14 protein-coding genes are annotated in these 15,460 nt (G+C 73.9%); 2 read left to right on the top strand and 12 right to left on the bottom strand.

Going from position 1 to position 15,460, the window contains the following annotated elements; translation table 11 throughout:
- Window positions 1-40 precede the first annotated feature (40 nt).
- Window positions 41-949, bottom strand: coding sequence for an ectoine hydroxylase (gene thpD / locus ACFVNO_RS27335; RefSeq protein WP_355265117.1), 909 nt, complete (start codon window positions 947-949; stop codon window positions 41-43).
- Window positions 950-1,610: 661 nt separating this feature from the next.
- Between thpD and ACFVNO_RS27330 the strand changes: the two genes are divergently transcribed.
- Window positions 1,611-1,970, top strand: a complete 360-nt coding sequence (locus ACFVNO_RS27330; protein WP_378896794.1) for an MmcQ/YjbR family DNA-binding protein — start codon at window positions 1,611-1,613, stop codon at window positions 1,968-1,970.
- An 18-nt stretch (window positions 1,971-1,988) separates the two neighbouring features.
- Here ACFVNO_RS27330 and ACFVNO_RS27325 read toward each other — a convergent pair whose 3' ends face one another.
- The 6 genes from ACFVNO_RS27325 to ACFVNO_RS27300 form a co-directional block, all read right to left on the bottom strand.
- Window positions 1,989-3,086 carry a helix-turn-helix domain-containing protein gene (locus ACFVNO_RS27325; RefSeq protein WP_378896791.1) on the bottom strand — a complete coding sequence of 366 codons (1,098 nt, stop codon included), beginning with the start codon at window positions 3,084-3,086 and terminating at the stop codon, window positions 1,989-1,991.
- Window positions 3,087-3,145: 59 nt separating this feature from the next.
- Complete coding sequence (locus tag ACFVNO_RS27320) at window positions 3,146-3,823, bottom strand: hypothetical protein (protein WP_378896788.1); 678 nt, start codon at window positions 3,821-3,823, stop codon at window positions 3,146-3,148.
- A 267-nt stretch (window positions 3,824-4,090) separates the two neighbouring features.
- Complete coding sequence (locus tag ACFVNO_RS27315; RefSeq protein ID WP_378896785.1) at window positions 4,091-4,741, bottom strand: class II aldolase/adducin family protein; 651 nt, start codon at window positions 4,739-4,741, stop codon at window positions 4,091-4,093.
- Window positions 4,738-5,988, bottom strand: coding sequence for a 3-oxo-tetronate kinase (otnK, locus tag ACFVNO_RS27310; RefSeq protein WP_378896782.1), 1,251 nt, complete (start codon window positions 5,986-5,988; stop codon window positions 4,738-4,740). The genes ACFVNO_RS27315 and otnK overlap by 4 nt, the downstream gene beginning before the upstream one ends.
- Before the next feature lie 104 nt (window positions 5,989-6,092).
- On the bottom strand, window positions 6,093-7,514 hold the full coding sequence (locus ACFVNO_RS27305; RefSeq protein ID WP_378896779.1) for a GntP family permease: 1,422 nt from the start codon (window positions 7,512-7,514) through the stop codon (window positions 6,093-6,095).
- A gap of 1 nt (window position 7,515) precedes the next feature.
- Window positions 7,516-8,904: a homoserine dehydrogenase gene (locus tag ACFVNO_RS27300; protein ID WP_378896776.1), complete on the bottom strand. Its 1,389-nt coding sequence runs from the start codon at window positions 8,902-8,904 to the stop codon at window positions 7,516-7,518.
- A 417-nt stretch (window positions 8,905-9,321) separates the two neighbouring features.
- Between ACFVNO_RS27300 and ACFVNO_RS27295 the strand changes: the two genes are divergently transcribed.
- Complete coding sequence (locus ACFVNO_RS27295) at window positions 9,322-10,143, top strand: DeoR/GlpR family DNA-binding transcription regulator (RefSeq protein ID WP_378896773.1); 822 nt, start codon at window positions 9,322-9,324, stop codon at window positions 10,141-10,143.
- Window positions 10,144-10,195: 52 nt separating this feature from the next.
- Here ACFVNO_RS27295 and ACFVNO_RS27290 read toward each other — a convergent pair whose 3' ends face one another.
- The 5 genes from ACFVNO_RS27290 to ACFVNO_RS27270 all read right to left on the bottom strand — a co-directional run bounded on the left by ACFVNO_RS27290 (window position 10,196) and on the right by ACFVNO_RS27270 (window position 15,376).
- Window positions 10,196-11,821: a protein kinase gene (locus ACFVNO_RS27290; RefSeq protein WP_378896770.1), complete on the bottom strand. Its 1,626-nt coding sequence runs from the start codon at window positions 11,819-11,821 to the stop codon at window positions 10,196-10,198.
- A gap of 122 nt (window positions 11,822-11,943) precedes the next feature.
- Entirely contained in the window at window positions 11,944-12,378 is a 435-nt protein-coding gene (locus ACFVNO_RS27285; protein WP_378896767.1) for a hypothetical protein, read from the bottom strand.
- 136 nt (window positions 12,379-12,514) lie between these two features.
- Window positions 12,515-13,246, bottom strand: a complete 732-nt coding sequence (locus ACFVNO_RS27280) for a class I SAM-dependent methyltransferase (protein WP_378896764.1) — start codon at window positions 13,244-13,246, stop codon at window positions 12,515-12,517.
- 366 nt (window positions 13,247-13,612) lie between these two features.
- A complete protein-coding gene (locus tag ACFVNO_RS27275) occupies window positions 13,613-14,107 on the bottom strand; it encodes a hypothetical protein (protein ID WP_378896761.1) in 495 nt (164 codons plus the stop codon).
- 102 nt (window positions 14,108-14,209) lie between these two features.
- Complete coding sequence (locus ACFVNO_RS27270) at window positions 14,210-15,376, bottom strand: hypothetical protein (RefSeq protein WP_378896758.1); 1,167 nt, start codon at window positions 15,374-15,376, stop codon at window positions 14,210-14,212.
- Between the last annotated feature and the right edge of the window lie 84 nt (window positions 15,377-15,460).

Raw genomic sequence — 15,460 nt, 5'->3', positions numbered from 1 at the left:
GGGGCTGGGGCCGCCCGCACCGGCGCCCGTGGGGGCCGGGTCAGCGGCCGACGGGGGTGAAGTCGCGCGAGGCGAGGAACTCCGGGCGCCGGGCCGGGGCGCTGAACGGCTCCACGCAGGCGTTCTCGACGCTGTTGAACACGATGAACACGTTCGAGCGCGGGAACGGCGTGATGTTGCCGCCCGAGCCGTGCATGCAGTTGGAGTCGAAGACCGTCACGCCTCCGGCCCCGCCGGTGAGCACGTCGATGCCGTGCCGTTCGGCCAGGCGGGACAGGGAGCCCTCGTCCGGGGTGCCGATGTGCTGGCTCTTCAGCGAGGCCCGGTAGTGGTCCGCAGGGGTCTCGCCCACGCACGACACGAACGTCCTGTGCGAGCCCGGCATGATCATCAGGGCGCCGTTGTGCGTGTAGTTGTCGGTCAGCGCGACGGAGAAGCTGCACGCCCGCATCCGGGGCATGCCGTCCTCGGCGTGCCAGGTCTCGAAGTCGGAGTGCCAGTAGAACGAGCCGCCGCCGAAGCCCGGCTTGTAGTTGACGCGGCTCTGGTGCACGTACACGTCCGAGCCGAGGATCTGACGCGCCCGGTCGACCAGGCGGGGGTCGTTGACCAGGTCGGAGAACACCGGGCTGACCTTGTGCACGTCGAACACCGAGCGCACCTCCTCGGAGGCGGGCTCGACGACCAGGCGCTCGTCGCCGCGCAGCGCGGGGTCGTTCGCGAGCCGGTCCAGTTCGGCCCGGTAGGTCGCGACCTCGGCGTCGGTGACGAACGCCTCGATCCGGGTGTAGCCGCGCCGGTCGTATCCCTGGAGCTCCTCCTGGGAGAAGGGGCCGTCACCGGGCCCCCAGACGACGGGGTCCCTGCGGTCGAGCAGCGCTGGTTCGGGGGCCTTGCGGGTGGGGTACTCGTCGGCGGTCGATGCCTGAAGATCCATCTGCAGAGTCATGGCCGAATCCCCTGGCGGGGTCTCATCCTCTCCGGAGTCGGTGGTTTCTCCTGCCGAAACGGGAACTTAACAAAGACCCGGACGCCCCTTATCCGCCGTTCGCGGGGCGATGTGTTTCATGTTCCGGCCGCTCGGGTAGGGCTCCCTTACTATATGGGCGGAAATTCTCCGGAGCCGGATTTCTCCCGCCCTTCTTCCCCCGTTCGTCCTGGTCGTCGTCCTGCTCACCTGCATAGAGGTACACGGGGTGCGGAAGTGGACACCGGTGGTCATCACCCCAGTTCGTCGCCCTATGGGCCCCTGTGGGAGAGGTCCTCGCATTGATGCACACTTGTGCTATGCGCTAGTTCACACGAATTTGATGCAATGCTCGGTGCAGATCACTGGTCGCCGCCCGAGTTTCGCCAGGGGCCTTTGTGGTTCGCTCGCACCCGGGCGGCGGATGGAAAATCCGGGCGTGTTCCCCCCGGTCGGTCGAAAGCGTGTCCTCGATGGCGGTTCCCGGGCTGCGCGCCTTTCACGGGACGCGACCGGTCCCCTTTCCGGCGTTCTCCGGGAAAGCGGAGCGTGCGATCCGGCGCCCGGCCAGGCCCCGCCGGGGCCCGGCCCTTTCTCCGGCACCGTCGTCGGCGGTGTCGGTGCGGTGTGGTTGGCTCGTCCCATGGGTGTGGAGATCGAACGGTTCCTGCGGTTGACGGAGGCGCTGCCCGAGTGCGAGCCGCAGCGGGGCGAGAAGTACACGACGTTCCGGGTGCGCGGGAAGCCGTTCGGCTACCTGTGGCCCCGTACCGCCACCGTGGGGCTCAAGCAGACGCTGCTGGAGCAGGCCGCGCTGGTGGCCGAGCGCCCCGAGGTGTTCGAGGTGCAGTTCACCGGAGGCGGGTTCGGCTGGGTGGTCGTCCACCTCGACGGGATCGAGCTGGACGAGCTCAGCGAACTCCTCCTGGAGGCCTGGTTCCACACCGCGCCCGAGGAGCTGCACCCCGTCCAGCCCACCCCCGAGGAGCTGGTCGGGGCCTGACCGCCGCGGCCGCGGTCGTCACCGGGGTGCGGGCACCACGCGCAGCGCGGGGCGGCCGCGGTCCCGTCCCGGGCCGCCGCCCCGGCCGGGGCGGGAGGTGAAGGAGAGCCCGAACATGAGGGAGTTGAGCTCCGAGAGCGGGATGCTCAGCTCCTCGGCCACCCTGCCCGGCGTGGTGCCCCTGCCGCGCAGCAGGGAGAAGACCTTGGGCAGGAGCTGCGAGGTCTCGCGGGCGATCCCGTCCGGTTCGGCGGTGCGGTAGCCCATCTCGGCCAGCTGCCGGCAGGTGGACCGGTACTGCCAGTCGGTGAGCAGTTCCAGGTCGTGCAGCCGGTGGGTCAGGGCCATGGCGGAGACCCGCCAGATCGACTTGGCCTTGAGGATCTGGTCGACCTGGGCGCCCGCGGGCATGCGGCCGACGACGTCGGCCCGCGGCATGAGGAAGGCGCTGGCGAACCGGTTGGCCTCGCGTTCGGCCTCCGGGCCGCTGAGCGGCCGCTCGTCCCCGTGCATCACCAGGTGGCCGAGCTCGTGGGCGCAGTCGAAGCGCCCGCGCTCGCCGCTCTTGGCGGTGTTGAGGAAGACGTAGGGCACCGAGTCGCGCCAGAACCCGAACGCGTCCACCTCGTGGTGCTCGGTGTCCAGGGAGAACACGCGGATCCCCTGCGCCTCCAGCAGGTGCACCATGTTCGGGGCCGCGGTGTCGCCCAGCTCCCACAGCGCGCGCACCGTCTCGGCGCAGTCCTCGGGGGAGGGGCGGCCGTAGGTGGGGACGTTGGGCGCGGGCAGGGCGAAGTGCGCGGTGAGCCAGTCGTTGAACTCGATCGCCAGGGCGGCCTGGGAGCGGACGGCCTTCTGCTTGCGCATCGAGGTCTTGGTCCGGGCCCGGAACGCCACCGCCTCGGAGGCCACCTCCTCGACCTCGTCGGCGGAGAAGAACCCCACCGGGAACCCCAGGGCCTCGGCGATCCGGCCCAGGGTGGGCCCGGTGGGGGCGGAGCGGGCGTTCTCGTAGTTCGACAGGCTCTGCTGCGATATCCCCGTCAGGGCCGACAATCGCGCCAGGGTGAGCGCCCTTCGCTCCCGTGCGAGTCGGATGCGTGACGGCGTGACCATGGTGTGCGCTGCCCTGTCGGTTGTGGGCCCGGCGGGGCCGCCACCGGGCGTGTTCGTCGCTAACGGAAGTCGACCGGGACGTCGATCGGCTCCATGTCCCCGCCCTCGTCGGGGAAGACCACGCTCCCGATCGTCACTTCGGGGAACAGGATGCGGTCGTACCAGGCGGTGATGTACCCCCGCTCGTCGGGCGGGCAGGGGCGGGACAGTTCACTATGCCAGACCACGAGATCGCTTTCGGGCACCTGCTTTCGGTAGGTGAGGAAGACCCACACCTCCAGGCCGTCGAGGTCGGAGGGCTCCGCCGGGGGCGGCAGGAACTCCGTCGGCAGGCCGGGCAGGGAGAGCTGCTCGAACGCGGTCTCGTCGGTGAGGAGGTGGCGCCCGTTGGGGCCGCGCGGGTGCTGGCTGTGCGGTACGGCCGTCGGGTCGGGGTTCCCGGTGTTGGCGTCGCCGCTCAGCGTCTGGATGCCGACGGTGCGCTCGGGGTTGACGGTGAGGTCGATCTGGAAGCGGCTGACGTTCTCCCAGCCGTACCGGACCTTCTGCTCGGACCGCAGCGCGGCGAGCCGTTCGTGGTAGGCGTACTGGCCGGAGGCGGTGCGGCCGTGGCTCTCGGTCACCCGGCGCAGGCCCGCCTCGCTCATGCGCAGGGCCTTCTCCATGACCGGCCAGGAGGTGCCCAGGAGGGCGAGGCGGTCGTCCCGTCGGGGGAGTTCGTGTGCGGCGATCAGCAAGAGACACCTCTCGAGGTCTGTGCACTTGAAGGAACCCTACCGCGATCGTGGTCGGATTTCTTCAAGTCGAAGGCGGGCTGGGGGTGTCGGTGCCGTCCATGGTGCCCGGTGCCTCGGACGTTCCGGGGCGCGACCGGAAGTCCATCCCGCCACCGTCACCCCGCCGTTGCCACCGCCACCGACGCCGCGACCCCGGCCGCGCGGGTGGCGCGGCCGGGGCCGGAGCGGAGCCGGGCCGGCCCGGAGCGGGTCCGCGGCGGGGGCCGGTCACAGGTCCCAGGTGGTCCCGTACCTCGCCGTCAGCTCCTTCACGTCCTCGGGCGCGAGCGCGGAGTACTCCCGGCCGTGGAGCGAGACGGCGATCCGCGAGGCCTCCTCCAGCTCGACGGCCCCCTCCAGGGCCGCGGCCGGGTCGGCGGCGGCCGCCAGCGACCCGTGGTTGGCCAGCAGCGCCGCGGCGAACCGCCCCGGCAGGGCGGACAGGTTCTCGGCCAGCCGTGTGCTCCCCGGCGCCGCGTACGGGACCAGGGGCACCCGCCCGACCCGCATCACCAGGTAGGGGGTGATCGGGGGCAGGGCGGAGGCGGGCGACCACGGCGGCAGGCACGAGGCCGCCGTGGCGTGCGGCGAGTGCAGGTGGACCACCGCTCCGGCCTCGGGGAGCCGGTCGTACATCGACCGGTGGAGCGGCAGCTCCTTGGAGGGCGGCGGACCGGAGACCGGGGTCCCGTCGGCGGCCACCACGGACAGGCCGTCGGGCTCCAGGCGGTCCAGGGGGACCCCGGTGGGGCTCATCAGGACGAGGCCGTCCACGCGCGCGGACACGTTGCCGGAGGAGCCCGGGCTCAGCCCCAGCTCCACGGCGCGGTGTCCGGCCGCGCACAGCTCCTCGGCCGCCTCGCGTGTCGCACGGTTCACGCCCCCTCCTCCCACGCGCGGACGAACAGGTCCTCGCGGCCGAAGTTGCCGGACTTGAGCATCAGGCGCAGGTCGTCCCCGTCACCGGAGCCCCCCGTCCGGGCCAGCATCCAGGCCACCCCCGGGTCGACCTCGGGTCCCACCGCGAGCGGCCCCACCCCCAGGCGCCCCACGACGGCGCCGCTGGTCTCCCCGCCCGCCACGAGCAGGGCGCGGACGCCCGCCGCGACGAGCCGTACGGCGGTCTCGGCCAGGGCCTCCTCGATGAGCGGGGCGTCGGCGGCGTCCACGACGTGCTCGGGCGCGGCCGTGGCGTAGACGACGAACGGGGCGTCGGCGGGGGCGCCCAGGGCGGCTTCGGCGGCCCGCGCCACGGTGCCGTCGAAGTCGGTGCGCAGGTCGCCGGGGGCCAGGCGGTGCCCGGAGCCGGCGGCCAGGGCGTGGCGGACCTGGCCCTGGGTAGCCCGGGAGGCACTGCCGGAGAGCACCACCCGCGGTCCCTCGGGCGGGGTGAGCGGCAGGTGGCCGACGGGGTGCGGCCCGGGCAGCCACCGGGCGAGGGCGCTGCCCCCGGTGAGCAGTCGCAGCCCCGACGCGGCGCGGGCCAGGACGTCCAGGTCGTCGTCGGACAGGGCGTCCACGACGGCGAACCGGGCACCCCCGGCGGCGGCCCGGGCGAGGGCCGCGCGCACCGCGTCCACTCCCCGCGAGACCACCGGCCAGGGCACCAGGGCGATGTCGTCCCCGCCCCGCGACACCTGCGGTTCGAGCAGCCGCACCAGGCTGGAGTCGGTCATCGGGGTGAGCGGGTGGTGGCGCATGGGGGACTCCTCCAGGAGGTCGTCCCCGACGAAGAGGTGGCCGCGGTAGACGGTGCGCCCGTTGGCGGGGAACGCCGGGGCGATCACCGTGGCCTCCTCGCCCAGCGCCTCCAGCACCGCCTCGCAGACCGGACCGATGTTGCCCTCGGGAGTGGAGTCGAAGGTCGAGCAGTACTTGACGTAGAACCGTTCGCATCCGGCGGCGCGCAGCCGGTCCAGGGCCTCCAGGGAGGCCGCGACGGCCTCCCCGACCGGGGCGGTGCGCGACTTCAGCGCCACCACGAGGGCGTCCGCGTCGGCGGCCGCGCCCCCGAGCGGGACGCCCTCCCCCAGGACGACGGCGGTCCGGTGGCCGGCGGAGGTGAGGGCGATCGCGATGTCGGTGGCGCCGGTGAGATCGTCGGCGATCACGCCGAGGGTCGCCATGGTGTCCTCCTGTGCTGGGTTCTCTCGTTCATGCGGGCCGCTCCCGCTCCCCGCGGCACGGCGGCCGGGGGAGGCGGGGCGGCCCTTCGGTCAGGGGCGGGGGATCAGATGACGCCGAGGGTGGTCATGGCGTAGAGCACCGCGAACCCGGTGACGCCGGAGATCGCCGAGGCGACGCCGATGGAGCGGATGCCCTGGCCCACGGTCATGTTGGACAGGGTCGTGGTGACCCAGAAACCCGACGAGTTCGCGTGCTTCATGATCTGGGCGCCGGTCGCGCAGGCAAGGTAGACCGCCAGCGGTGCGAGGTCGAGTTCGGGGAGCAGGGGCTGCATGATGGCCGCCGAGGTCATCACACCGAGGATGTTCGAGCCGGTGATGGTGCACACGGCGGCGGCGACCAGGAACGGGATGATGATCGGCGACAGGCCGGCGTTCTCGATGCCCGCGGCGATGTTCTCGGCCACGCCGGTGTCGCGGATCACGGTGGCCAGGGCACCGCCGACACCGGTGAGCGCCATGGGCATCGCGGCGATGCGCAGGCCCGACTCGAACAGGTCGTTCAGGGTGGCCTTGTCGTGCCAGCGGCCGCGGAACAGCGGCAGCGCGAGCAGGCAGGCCAGGAACAGGGCGATGGTGGGCTCGCCGACGAACAGGATGACGGAGGTGACCGGGGACCCCTCGGGCAGGACCGGGGCGGCCAGGGCGGCGATCACGATGAGGAGGATGGGGGCGAGGATCGGCACCAGGGAGCCGAACAGGCCCACACCCGGGGCGCCGTCCGCGGCGGAGCCGGTCCCCGCGGAGCCCGTTCCCGGGCCGGCCGCGCCCGGGCCGGCCGCACCCGTTCCCGTACCGCCGGGGACCGTCTCGGAGCCGCTCACCAGGTGTTCGACGAACTCGGGCTTGGGCGCCACGTACGTCTTGATCCGGGACAGGTAGAGCGTGGCCGCGAAGACACCCGGCAGGCCCACCACGAGGCCGTAGAGGATGGCCTCGCCCATGGACACGTCGAGCAGCGACGCGGACGCCAGCGGCCCGGGGCCCGGGGGGACGACCGAGGTCATCACGTAGGCGCCGATGTACAGGATCGGCCCCAGCTTCATCATCGAGATGCCCGTGCGGTACGCCAGGGCGGACACGATCGGGATGAGCATGACGACGGCGGTGTCGGCGATCAGGGGGATGCCCAGGACCACCGAGGCGAGGGCGATCGCCCACGGGACGCGCTTCTCGGCGAACATCCGCAGCGCGGTCTCGGTGATCTTCAGGGCCGCGCCGCTGAGTTCGAGCATCTTGCCGAGCACGCAGCCGAAGATGACGAGCAGGCCGACGTTGGCCAGCGTGTTGCCGAAGCCCGTCGTGACCAGCTCGATGGTGCCCTCGCCGCCGATGCCCAGGACCAGGCTCAGGGTGACGACCACGATGAAGAGCGTGGCCACGGGGTGGACCTTGAAGCGGGCGATGAGGAGGACGAGGACGACGATGGCGGCGAGGAACGCCCCGAGGGTGTAGAGGTCCGACATGTCACCGGTTCCGATCGTTCACGAGGCGGGTCCGGGCGTGCCGCCAGGCGTCGACGAGGACGCCGTCGGGGTCGGCGAGGTCGTCCAGGCGCAGCAGGGCTCCGGCGGGGATGTCGCGGGCCAGGGTGGTGTGGGCCGCGAGGTAGAGCGGGGCGGTGTCGGCGGGCGCCTGCGCGGCGTCCAGCAGGACGGGCGCCACTCCGGCGACGTCGTGGTGGTGGCCGCCCATGTCGAGCCGGGTGCCGGCGGCCAGCGGGCCCCTTGCGCGCCCGGCCAGGACGGCGTGGGGGCGGGGGCGGCGCGGCCCGGCGGCGCGGTGCCGGTCGGCCGCGTCGAGGATGCTCAGCGGGGTCTCGACGCCCATGAGGTGGTAGGGCAGGTACAGGCACGCGTAGCGGCCCGAGCGGGAGACCACGTGCCCCTTCTGGGCGAGCAGCTCCCAGGTGACCGGGTCGCCGGTGCGCACGACGGCGAAGACACCGCCCGCGAAGGAGGCCTCCTCGGGCAGGCGCAGGACGCTGAAGACGTCCACCGCGCCCGGCCGGGAGAGCACGCCGCCGTCCTCGGCGAGCGCGTAGACGTCGGCGAGCTCGGCGACCCGGGCCACCGGGTAGTGCAGCGACTCCGTGTCGGGGACCAGGCCGGTGTGGTCGGCGACGACGCCCATCTCGCAGTAGTCGGCGGTGGCGGCGCGGGTGAGGCCCGAGACGGCCTCGGCGCGGGCGCGCAGGGTGGCGGGCACGTCCGGGCCGAGGGTGAGCAGGTCCGCGAGGGCGGGGGCGTCGACCTCCTGGTCGAGCTGCTTCACGCGTCCGGTCGCGGGGTCGAAGACGAGGTCGTACTCACCGGACTTGCCGACGGCCACGACGTCCAGGCCCAGGAGCCGGGTGCGCTCGTACCACTCGATGAGGTTGGCGGGCTGGTCGCCGATGCCGGGGGTGTAGACGACGCCGTGTTCGTCCGCGAGGTCGGCCAGCGCGGTCCCGGAGACGGAGGCGACCTCCTTGGAGACCATGACGACGTGGTGTCCCGTCGTGATGGCGGTGCGCGCGGCCCGGGTCCCGGCGCCGGGGCTGCCGGTGGCCTCGACGAGCACCTCGTAGTCGGCGTGCGCGAGGAGGGCGGCGTCGGCGATCACGGCGATGCCCCCGTCCTTCGCTGCGGCGAGTTCGGCGGCGTCGGCGCACACGTGCAGGTCGGCGGGGTCGTAGCCGAGCTCGGTGCACAGGGCGACGGTGCCCTCCGGGTCCAGGTCGCACAGGACCGCGGGGTGCAGGCGGTCGATGCCCCTGGTCTGGGCGAGCAGCGTGCGTGCGAATCCGCCGCGTGCTCCGGTGAGCGCGTACCGCACCGTGGAGGTCGGCGCGGTGGCGGCGTCGGTGTCTTGCATGGGTTCTCCTTCTCCCGCCGTGCGGAGGGCGCGCGTGGTGGCGTCCCGCGACGACGATGACCCAAGTCTTAACATTGCATGCACATAAGAGTCAATAATCGTCACATCTGAGATCATCTGGTAACGCTGGCCGATGATGGACGCGCAACGGGGCGGGGGCCCGGGGGCCCGGGGGTCCGCGGGCGGAACGGCGATCCGGTGCGCGGCCCGTCCGTCCGCGAGCCCCACTCGTTCCTGCTCCCGCCTGGTCCGGCGGCGCGACGGCCCCGGCGGGGCGGTCCGGGTGTCGCCGCGCTTGTGGGGGGTGGTGCGCCGGGGGTACCACCGCGAGCACGCGGAGGTACAGCGGCGTAACATCTGAGATCATCTGGGAACTCTGGATTACCCTGACGGGTGAGACCGACCCGAAGGAGGACGATGATCCCGGCGCAACGGCGTGAACTGCTACTGCGGGAGCTGCGCGGTACGGGGGTGCTGAGCGTGCGGGAACTCTGCGACATCCTCGGGGTCTCCCACATGACCGTGCGCCGCGACATCATGACCCTGGAGGGGGAGGGGCGGGTGCGCTCCGTCCCCGGCGGCGTCGAACTGGTCTCACAGGTGCGCGCCGAGCCCTCCTACCGCGACAAGTCGCGCGCGGACGTGGCGGAGAAGCGGGCGATGGCGCACGCCGCGGCGGCCCTGGTGGGCGACGGCCAGACCCTCTACCTCGACGCCGGTACCACGCTGGGGCACCTGGTCCCCCTGCTGTGGAACACCCTCGGGCTCACCGTCATCACCAACGACATCACCACGGCGGCCTCGCTCAGCGACCACCCGGACGTCACCCTGTTCCTCATCGGGGGGCGGATCGACCGCGAGAACCGCTCGTCGGTCGGCGACATCGCGGCCGCGACCGTCGCCGAGTTCAACATCGACACCGCGTTCATCTCCACCAGCTCCTGGGACCTCAACCGCGGCTCGACCACGCCCTCGCGGGAGAAGGTCGCGGTCAAGCGGGCGGCCATGGCGGCGGCCTCGACCTCGGTGCTGGTGGCGGGGGCCGACAAGTACGGGGCGTTCGGCACCTTCAAGGTCGCGGCGCTCACCCGCTTCTCGACCGTCATCACCGACGACCGCCTCCCGGAGTCGTCGGCGCGCGCCGTCCGCGACCTGGGGGTCTCCCTGGAGGTCGCGGTGCCCCGGCGCGGCGCCGAGGAGGCGGGGGAGGGCCTCGGGGACGAGGAGCCGTCCGCCTGAGCGGTGCCCGGGGGCGGTGCCCCCAGGGCCCCGTGTACCGGGAACCGGGCGCTCAGGGGAGGACGTGAATGCCGCCGCCGAAGCGGTCCAGCGCCTCGCGCACCCGGTACAGCGTGTCGGCCGCGTCGGGCAGGGACGTGGTGGCGATCGTGTGGCCCCGGTCGGATCCCAGGACGCCGTGGCGCTTCAGCCACGCCTCGTCGGGGGCCCGGCCCCGGGCGAACTCCACGGTGACGCCCACCTCGATCCCCTTCCCGGAACCGGGGCGGGCGGCCTGGGCCCGGACGGACCGCAGGCGGTCCCAGGCCAGGGTGAAGGAGCGGTCCCGCAGGCGCAGCCACCTCCTGTCGACCACGCGGATGCCCCCGCCGTCCACGATGAGGAGGTCGTGTCCGGCGGAGCCCCCGTCGAGGAGGGCGAGGACGGCCGCCGCGCTGTAGAGCACGACGAACAGGGGCGTTGTGACGATGTCCCCGGCGAACGCGAGGGCCTCGTCGAAGCCGGCGTCCGGGCCGCCGAACAGCAGGCCGAAGAGCACCGCGCCCACGAACAGGGCCGCCACCAGGGCGACCACGTAGCGCACCTCCGAGAACCGTTCGACGACCCTGGTGGCGGCCGTCGTCATCTCGAAGGCCCGCGGCACGTCCTGCGGGTCCCGTGCCTCCTCCGAGGCCCCGGCCCCCTCCGGAGCCTTGGCCCCGCTCGGTGCCGCGCGCGGCCGCGGCGGGAACGGCGCCCGGCCGCCGTTCGCGGGACCGCCCGGTGCCGTCCCGGGGTCGACGAGGGTCTCCAGGAGGGTCTCGTGCCGCCCGATGACCTCGGTGAGGTCGTCGGGGAGCCAGCCCCGCCCGGGGCTCCCCGGCTCCGGGGGCGCCGCCTCGGGGAACCGCCGCAGCAGGTCCTCCGGCCGGGGCCGGTCCCGGGGCTCCTTGGCCAGACAGGCGGCGACCAGGTCGGCCAGGGGACCCGGGATCCCCTCCAGGTCGGGGTCGGCGTGTACGACCCGGTAGGCGACGGCGTGCGCCGGACCCTCCCCGAAGGGGCTGTGCCCGGTGGCGGCGAAACCCAGCACACAGCCCAGGGAGAACACGTCGGAGGCGAAGCCGGTCTGCTTCTCCGCCCTCGCCTGCTCGGGCGACATGAAGGCGGCGGTGCCCAGCACGGTGGAGGTCCGGGTGTGGGACGTGGCGTCCAGGGCGCGGGCGATGCCGAAGTCGATGAGCCTGGGTCCCTGGGCGGACAGGATCACGTTGGCCGGCTTGAGGTCGCGGTGCACCACCCCCTGGGCGTGCACGGCGGCGAGGCCCTCGGCGAGCCCGGCGCCGAGCGCGGAGACCGAGTCCGGCGGGAGGGGGCCGCGGTCGGCGACGGCGCGGTGCAGGGAGGGGCCCGGGATGTAGGAGGTGGCCAGCCACGGCGGGTCGCCGTCGGGGTCGGCGTCCACGACCTGGGCGGTGTACAGGCTCCCCACCGTGCGGGCGGCGGTGATCTCCACCGCGAAGCGGCGGCGGAAGTCCGGGTCGTCGGCGAGCTCCGGGCGCACCGCCTTGACGGCGACGGTGTGCCCGCCCGGGGAGCTTCCCAGGTACACCAGCCCCATGCCGCCCGCGCCCAGCCGGGCGTGCAGGCGGTAGGGGCCGATCTCCCGGGGGTCGGAATCGCGCAGGGGGTCCGGCATGGCACCGCTTCCGCTCGGGGGTGGTCGGCCCCGATCATGGCAGAGGCGGCGGTCCCGTGGGGGACGCCCGTCCGGTTCCGGCCGTGCCCGGCGCGCGGGGGAGGGGCCGGGGCGCCGCGGCCTCACCGGGCGTGGAAGGCGGAGAGGTCGACGGCCGGGGCCGGGGCGAACTCCACACCGTGCTCGGGCGGGACCGGTTCGCCGGAGGCGGCGTCGGTGCAGTGGGCGTCGAACATCTGGGCCTCGTCGAGGGGGACGAGGGCGTGGTCGGCGGCCCGCCAGCCGCGGACGACCTTGACGGGGATCTCGGTCCCGTCCGGGAGGGTGTGGGAGATCCGCGGTGTGAAACTGCGCAGGATCACGGCGGCGCCGTGGCCGCCGGCCAGGACGGCGGAGAGCCGCTCCACCACCGGCGGGTGTTCGATGTCCCAGCCGCCGGTGTGCAGGACGACCGAGGTGGACGCCGTCCGGTCGGTGTGCACGGTGAGGATGTGGTGCCGGTCGGGAAGGTCCCTGAGCAGGGCGGACAACAGGATGCGGGCGCGTGAGGTCAGCATGCTCCGAGTATGTGCTCCCCGGGCCGCCCGGATCGGGTTGTCCACAGGCCGGATCCGCGCGGGGCCGCACGGGTTCCCATGGTCGGCGGGGTGCCCGGCCGGGCCCGCGGCGGGGCGCCGGCCGGTCCGGGGCCGGTCAGCCGGGCTTGCGCAGGACGGTGATGCGGTCGCGGTACTTGGCGACGGTGTACTGGCCGCGGTCGCCCCAGGAGTCGCGCTGCTCGACGACCTCCAGGCCGTGGTCGGCGGCCCAGCGGGCGAAGGCCTCGGCGGAGACGTCGGAGCGGTTGCCGTCGTCGCGCCAGCGCCGCTGGCTGATCCAGCGCTGGGCGACGCGGCCCGCGCGCCCGGCGCGGCGGGTGGCCGGGGCCAGGCGCAGCGACCAGTCGGGCTTGCCCGCGTGGTGGACGACCGCGGTCGCGCCCGGCACCATGACCCGGGACATCTCGCGGAGGTAGCCGGTGACGACGTCCGGGTCCAGGTGGACGAAGACGTCGAAGGACCACACGAACGCGATGGAGGCGTCCGGGACGGGCGCCATGCCGCAGTCGGCGGTGTGGTGGACGCGCAGGCCGGGGTGGTCGGCGAACCGCTCCCGGCAGTGGTCGAGGCAGTTCTCGTTGACGTCCACGATCCACACGTGCGGGGAGCGCTCCAGCAGGTGCTCGGTCCAGCGGCCGTGGCCTGGGCCGATCTCCAGGGAGGGGCCCCGGGAGGCGCCCGGGACGAGCAGGGTGTCGATGAGTGAGGCCTTCCACTCCTCGTAGGGCTGGCCGCAGTAGGCGGCCATGAAGGACCACTCGTCGCCGTTCTTGTCCCAGGAATGCGTTTTGCCCCACGCCTTGCGATTCCATTCGACTGTCGGCATTTTCTCTGTTCCTCCTGTTCACGTGCCCCGTGGGAGTATTGGGAATTTCCCTCCGAAGCGGAGAATGCGCGTTCCGAATCCTACTCCCGGGTTGTCGGAGGAGTGTTTTCTCTTTTCTTTTCGGAGGTGCGGAGTGCTCCGTGCGGGGAGTGTGGTGCGCCCGGGGCGGCCCCGGGGATGCTGCCGTTCAGGGCGTCCCGGAAAATGGTGAAATGTAATGATCTACGCTATAAAGGTGGCGCATGAGTCGATGTGCACACCCGTGCGTTCATTCGATCCGATAACGGGCGGATCCCGTCCTGCGCCGCGCACGGCCCGGGCACGGCCCTGAAACGCGGTCTCCGGCCGGGCCGTGCCCCGCGGGGGTCAGGGGGTGCGCAGGCGGGCGGCGGTGGCGGGGTCGAGGTCGTCCAGCGCCGCGAGGGACGCGGCGTAGGCGGCGGCGCCCTCCGGGCCCAGGGCCTCGGCGTAGGCGTCCGCGGAGACGGCGGGGACCTCCTGGCCGTTGGCCTGGGCGGTCAGCAGCCAGCGGGCGACCTCGTCCGGGGCGAGCCCGGCCCTGGCGCAGGCGGCGGCGTGCAGCGGGACCAGGGCGGCGGCCTCCGCGGCCGGGGCGGCGGGGTCCGCCAGCAGCGGCACCGTGTGGTCGATCAGGACGATGGCGCGGCGGGCCAGGGATTCGGCCGCGGCCCACTCGTCCAGCCCGGACAGCGCCTCCACCTCGCCCACCACGTCGCGGACGGCCGCCGTGTACTCCTCGGCGCGGTCGGGGACGGCTGCGGGGTCGGCCAGCAGGGCCAGGGGGTCGGGGCCGGGGAGGAGTTCGTCGGGCAGGTCGGGGGTGTCCGGGAAGGAGGCCATGGGGCCAGTGTCCCGCGTCCGGCCGCCGGACGGCGCCGACGGGAGGCGCGCCGTGCCCGCACAGCGAACCGGGGCCCGGACCGAACGATGCGGTGGGACCTCTCAGGGGGCCGCCGCCGGTTCCCCGCCCGGAGTCCGCAGACGGGCCAGGAGGAAGGCGGCCCCGGCCAGGACCGTGGCCGTCCCCGAGCACACCATGAGGGCGCGGGCCCCGTCGGCGCCCGCGGCGGCTCCCAGCAGGTGGCCGGTGAGCAGGCACGCGGTGAGCGTCCAGCGGAACGCCGCCCAGGCGCGGCCGTGTTCGGCCGGGGCGACCCGGGTCCAGATCGCTGTCGCCAGTGCCGTGTTGAACACCCCGTTGGCCAGCCCGCCGACGGCGAACGCGGCCAGGGCCGCCCAGGGCAGGGGCGCCAGCGCGGGCAGGGCGATGGCCGCGCCCATGGCCATGGCGGACACCGGCATCGCGGCCCGGCGGCGGGCCCATCCGCCCGCCAGGGCGGCGCCCGCCGCCACCCCCGCCGACCAGGCGGCCAGGGCCGGCCCGTAGCCGCCCGGGCCCATGCCGGTGAACCCGGTGAGGACGAACACGCCCGCGACCGCCTCGACGGAGGTGCCCAGCAGCACCCCGACCGTGCACAGGGCCCCGGTCGCGCCGAACACAGCCGGAGAGACCAGGCGGCGGAACCCCAGCAGGGCCGAGGCCCGGCCTGCGGGGGCCGCGCGTGCGATCACCGCGCCGCGGGCCACCGCCGCCGCGCACACCGCCAGGACCAGCAGCGCGCACCCGGCGACGACGAGCAGGGTCCCCCGGCTGCCCGCCGCGAACGACACCCCTCCCAGCGCCGTGCCGACCACCGCCGCGGCCCCGGTGGCGGCGGTGTGGGCGCGGGCCGCCCGCTCCTCGCGCCCCCGGCACAGCGCGCCCAGGAGTTTGCTCCCCACCGGGCCGAGCAGGGCGGTGATGCTCCCGTTGAGGGCGACCCCGGCGACCAGGTGCCACGGGGTGTGCAGGTGGGCCAGGGCGATGAGCACCGCCGCCTGCACGGCCAGGGCCGCGGGCCACCACCACGCGCGCAGGTGCCGGTCGGCGACCACCCCGCCGACCAGGCCCAGGAGCATCTCGGGGACGGCCGAGGCGAGCAGGATCGCGGCGAGCAGCGCGCTGGATCCGGTCTCCGCCGCGTGCAGGGCGAAGGCGATGTCGGCGAACCGGTCGCCGACGGAGGCGACGAAGAGTCCGGCGACGAGCAGGAGGGCGCGGCCTCCCATGGGGCACCGTCCGGTTCCTCGGGGGCGGGACCCGGCGACCCTAACGGCGGCGGGGCCCGCGGGGCGAGCGGATTTCCCGGCACC

The sequence above is a fragment of the Nocardiopsis sp. NPDC057823 genome (genome assembly GCF_042797335.1).
GTDB lineage: Bacteria > Actinomycetota > Actinomycetes > Streptosporangiales > Streptosporangiaceae > Nocardiopsis > Nocardiopsis changdeensis.
The sequence above is the reverse complement of the archived record's forward strand: the minus strand, read 5'-3'. Positions and strand labels throughout refer to the sequence as shown.

Bases quoted from the DNA above. Each gene is read 5' to 3' on its own strand.
- thpD (WP_355265117.1), bottom strand. From the start codon at position 949: ATGACTCTGCAGATGGATCTTCAGGCATCGACCGCCGACGAGTACCCC.
- ACFVNO_RS27330 (WP_378896794.1), top strand. From the start codon at position 1,611: ATGGGTGTGGAGATCGAACGGTTCCTGCGGTTGACGGAGGCGCTGCCC.
- ACFVNO_RS27325 (WP_378896791.1), bottom strand. From the start codon at position 3,086: ATGGTCACGCCGTCACGCATCCGACTCGCACGGGAGCGAAGGGCGCTC.
- otnK (WP_378896782.1), bottom strand. From the start codon at position 5,988: ATGGCGACCCTCGGCGTGATCGCCGACGATCTCACCGGCGCCACCGAC.
- ACFVNO_RS27305 (WP_378896779.1), bottom strand. From the start codon at position 7,514: ATGTCGGACCTCTACACCCTCGGGGCGTTCCTCGCCGCCATCGTCGTC.
- ACFVNO_RS27300 (WP_378896776.1), bottom strand. From the start codon at position 8,904: ATGCAAGACACCGACGCCGCCACCGCGCCGACCTCCACGGTGCGGTAC.
- ACFVNO_RS27295 (WP_378896773.1), top strand. From the start codon at position 9,322: ATGATCCCGGCGCAACGGCGTGAACTGCTACTGCGGGAGCTGCGCGGT.
- ACFVNO_RS27290 (WP_378896770.1), bottom strand. From the start codon at position 11,821: ATGCCGGACCCCCTGCGCGATTCCGACCCCCGGGAGATCGGCCCCTAC.
- ACFVNO_RS27285 (WP_378896767.1), bottom strand. From the start codon at position 12,378: ATGCTGACCTCACGCGCCCGCATCCTGTTGTCCGCCCTGCTCAGGGAC.
- ACFVNO_RS27280 (WP_378896764.1), bottom strand. From the start codon at position 13,246: ATGCCGACAGTCGAATGGAATCGCAAGGCGTGGGGCAAAACGCATTCC.
- ACFVNO_RS27275 (WP_378896761.1), bottom strand. From the start codon at position 14,107: ATGGCCTCCTTCCCGGACACCCCCGACCTGCCCGACGAACTCCTCCCC.
- ACFVNO_RS27270 (WP_378896758.1), bottom strand. From the start codon at position 15,376: ATGGGAGGCCGCGCCCTCCTGCTCGTCGCCGGACTCTTCGTCGCCTCC.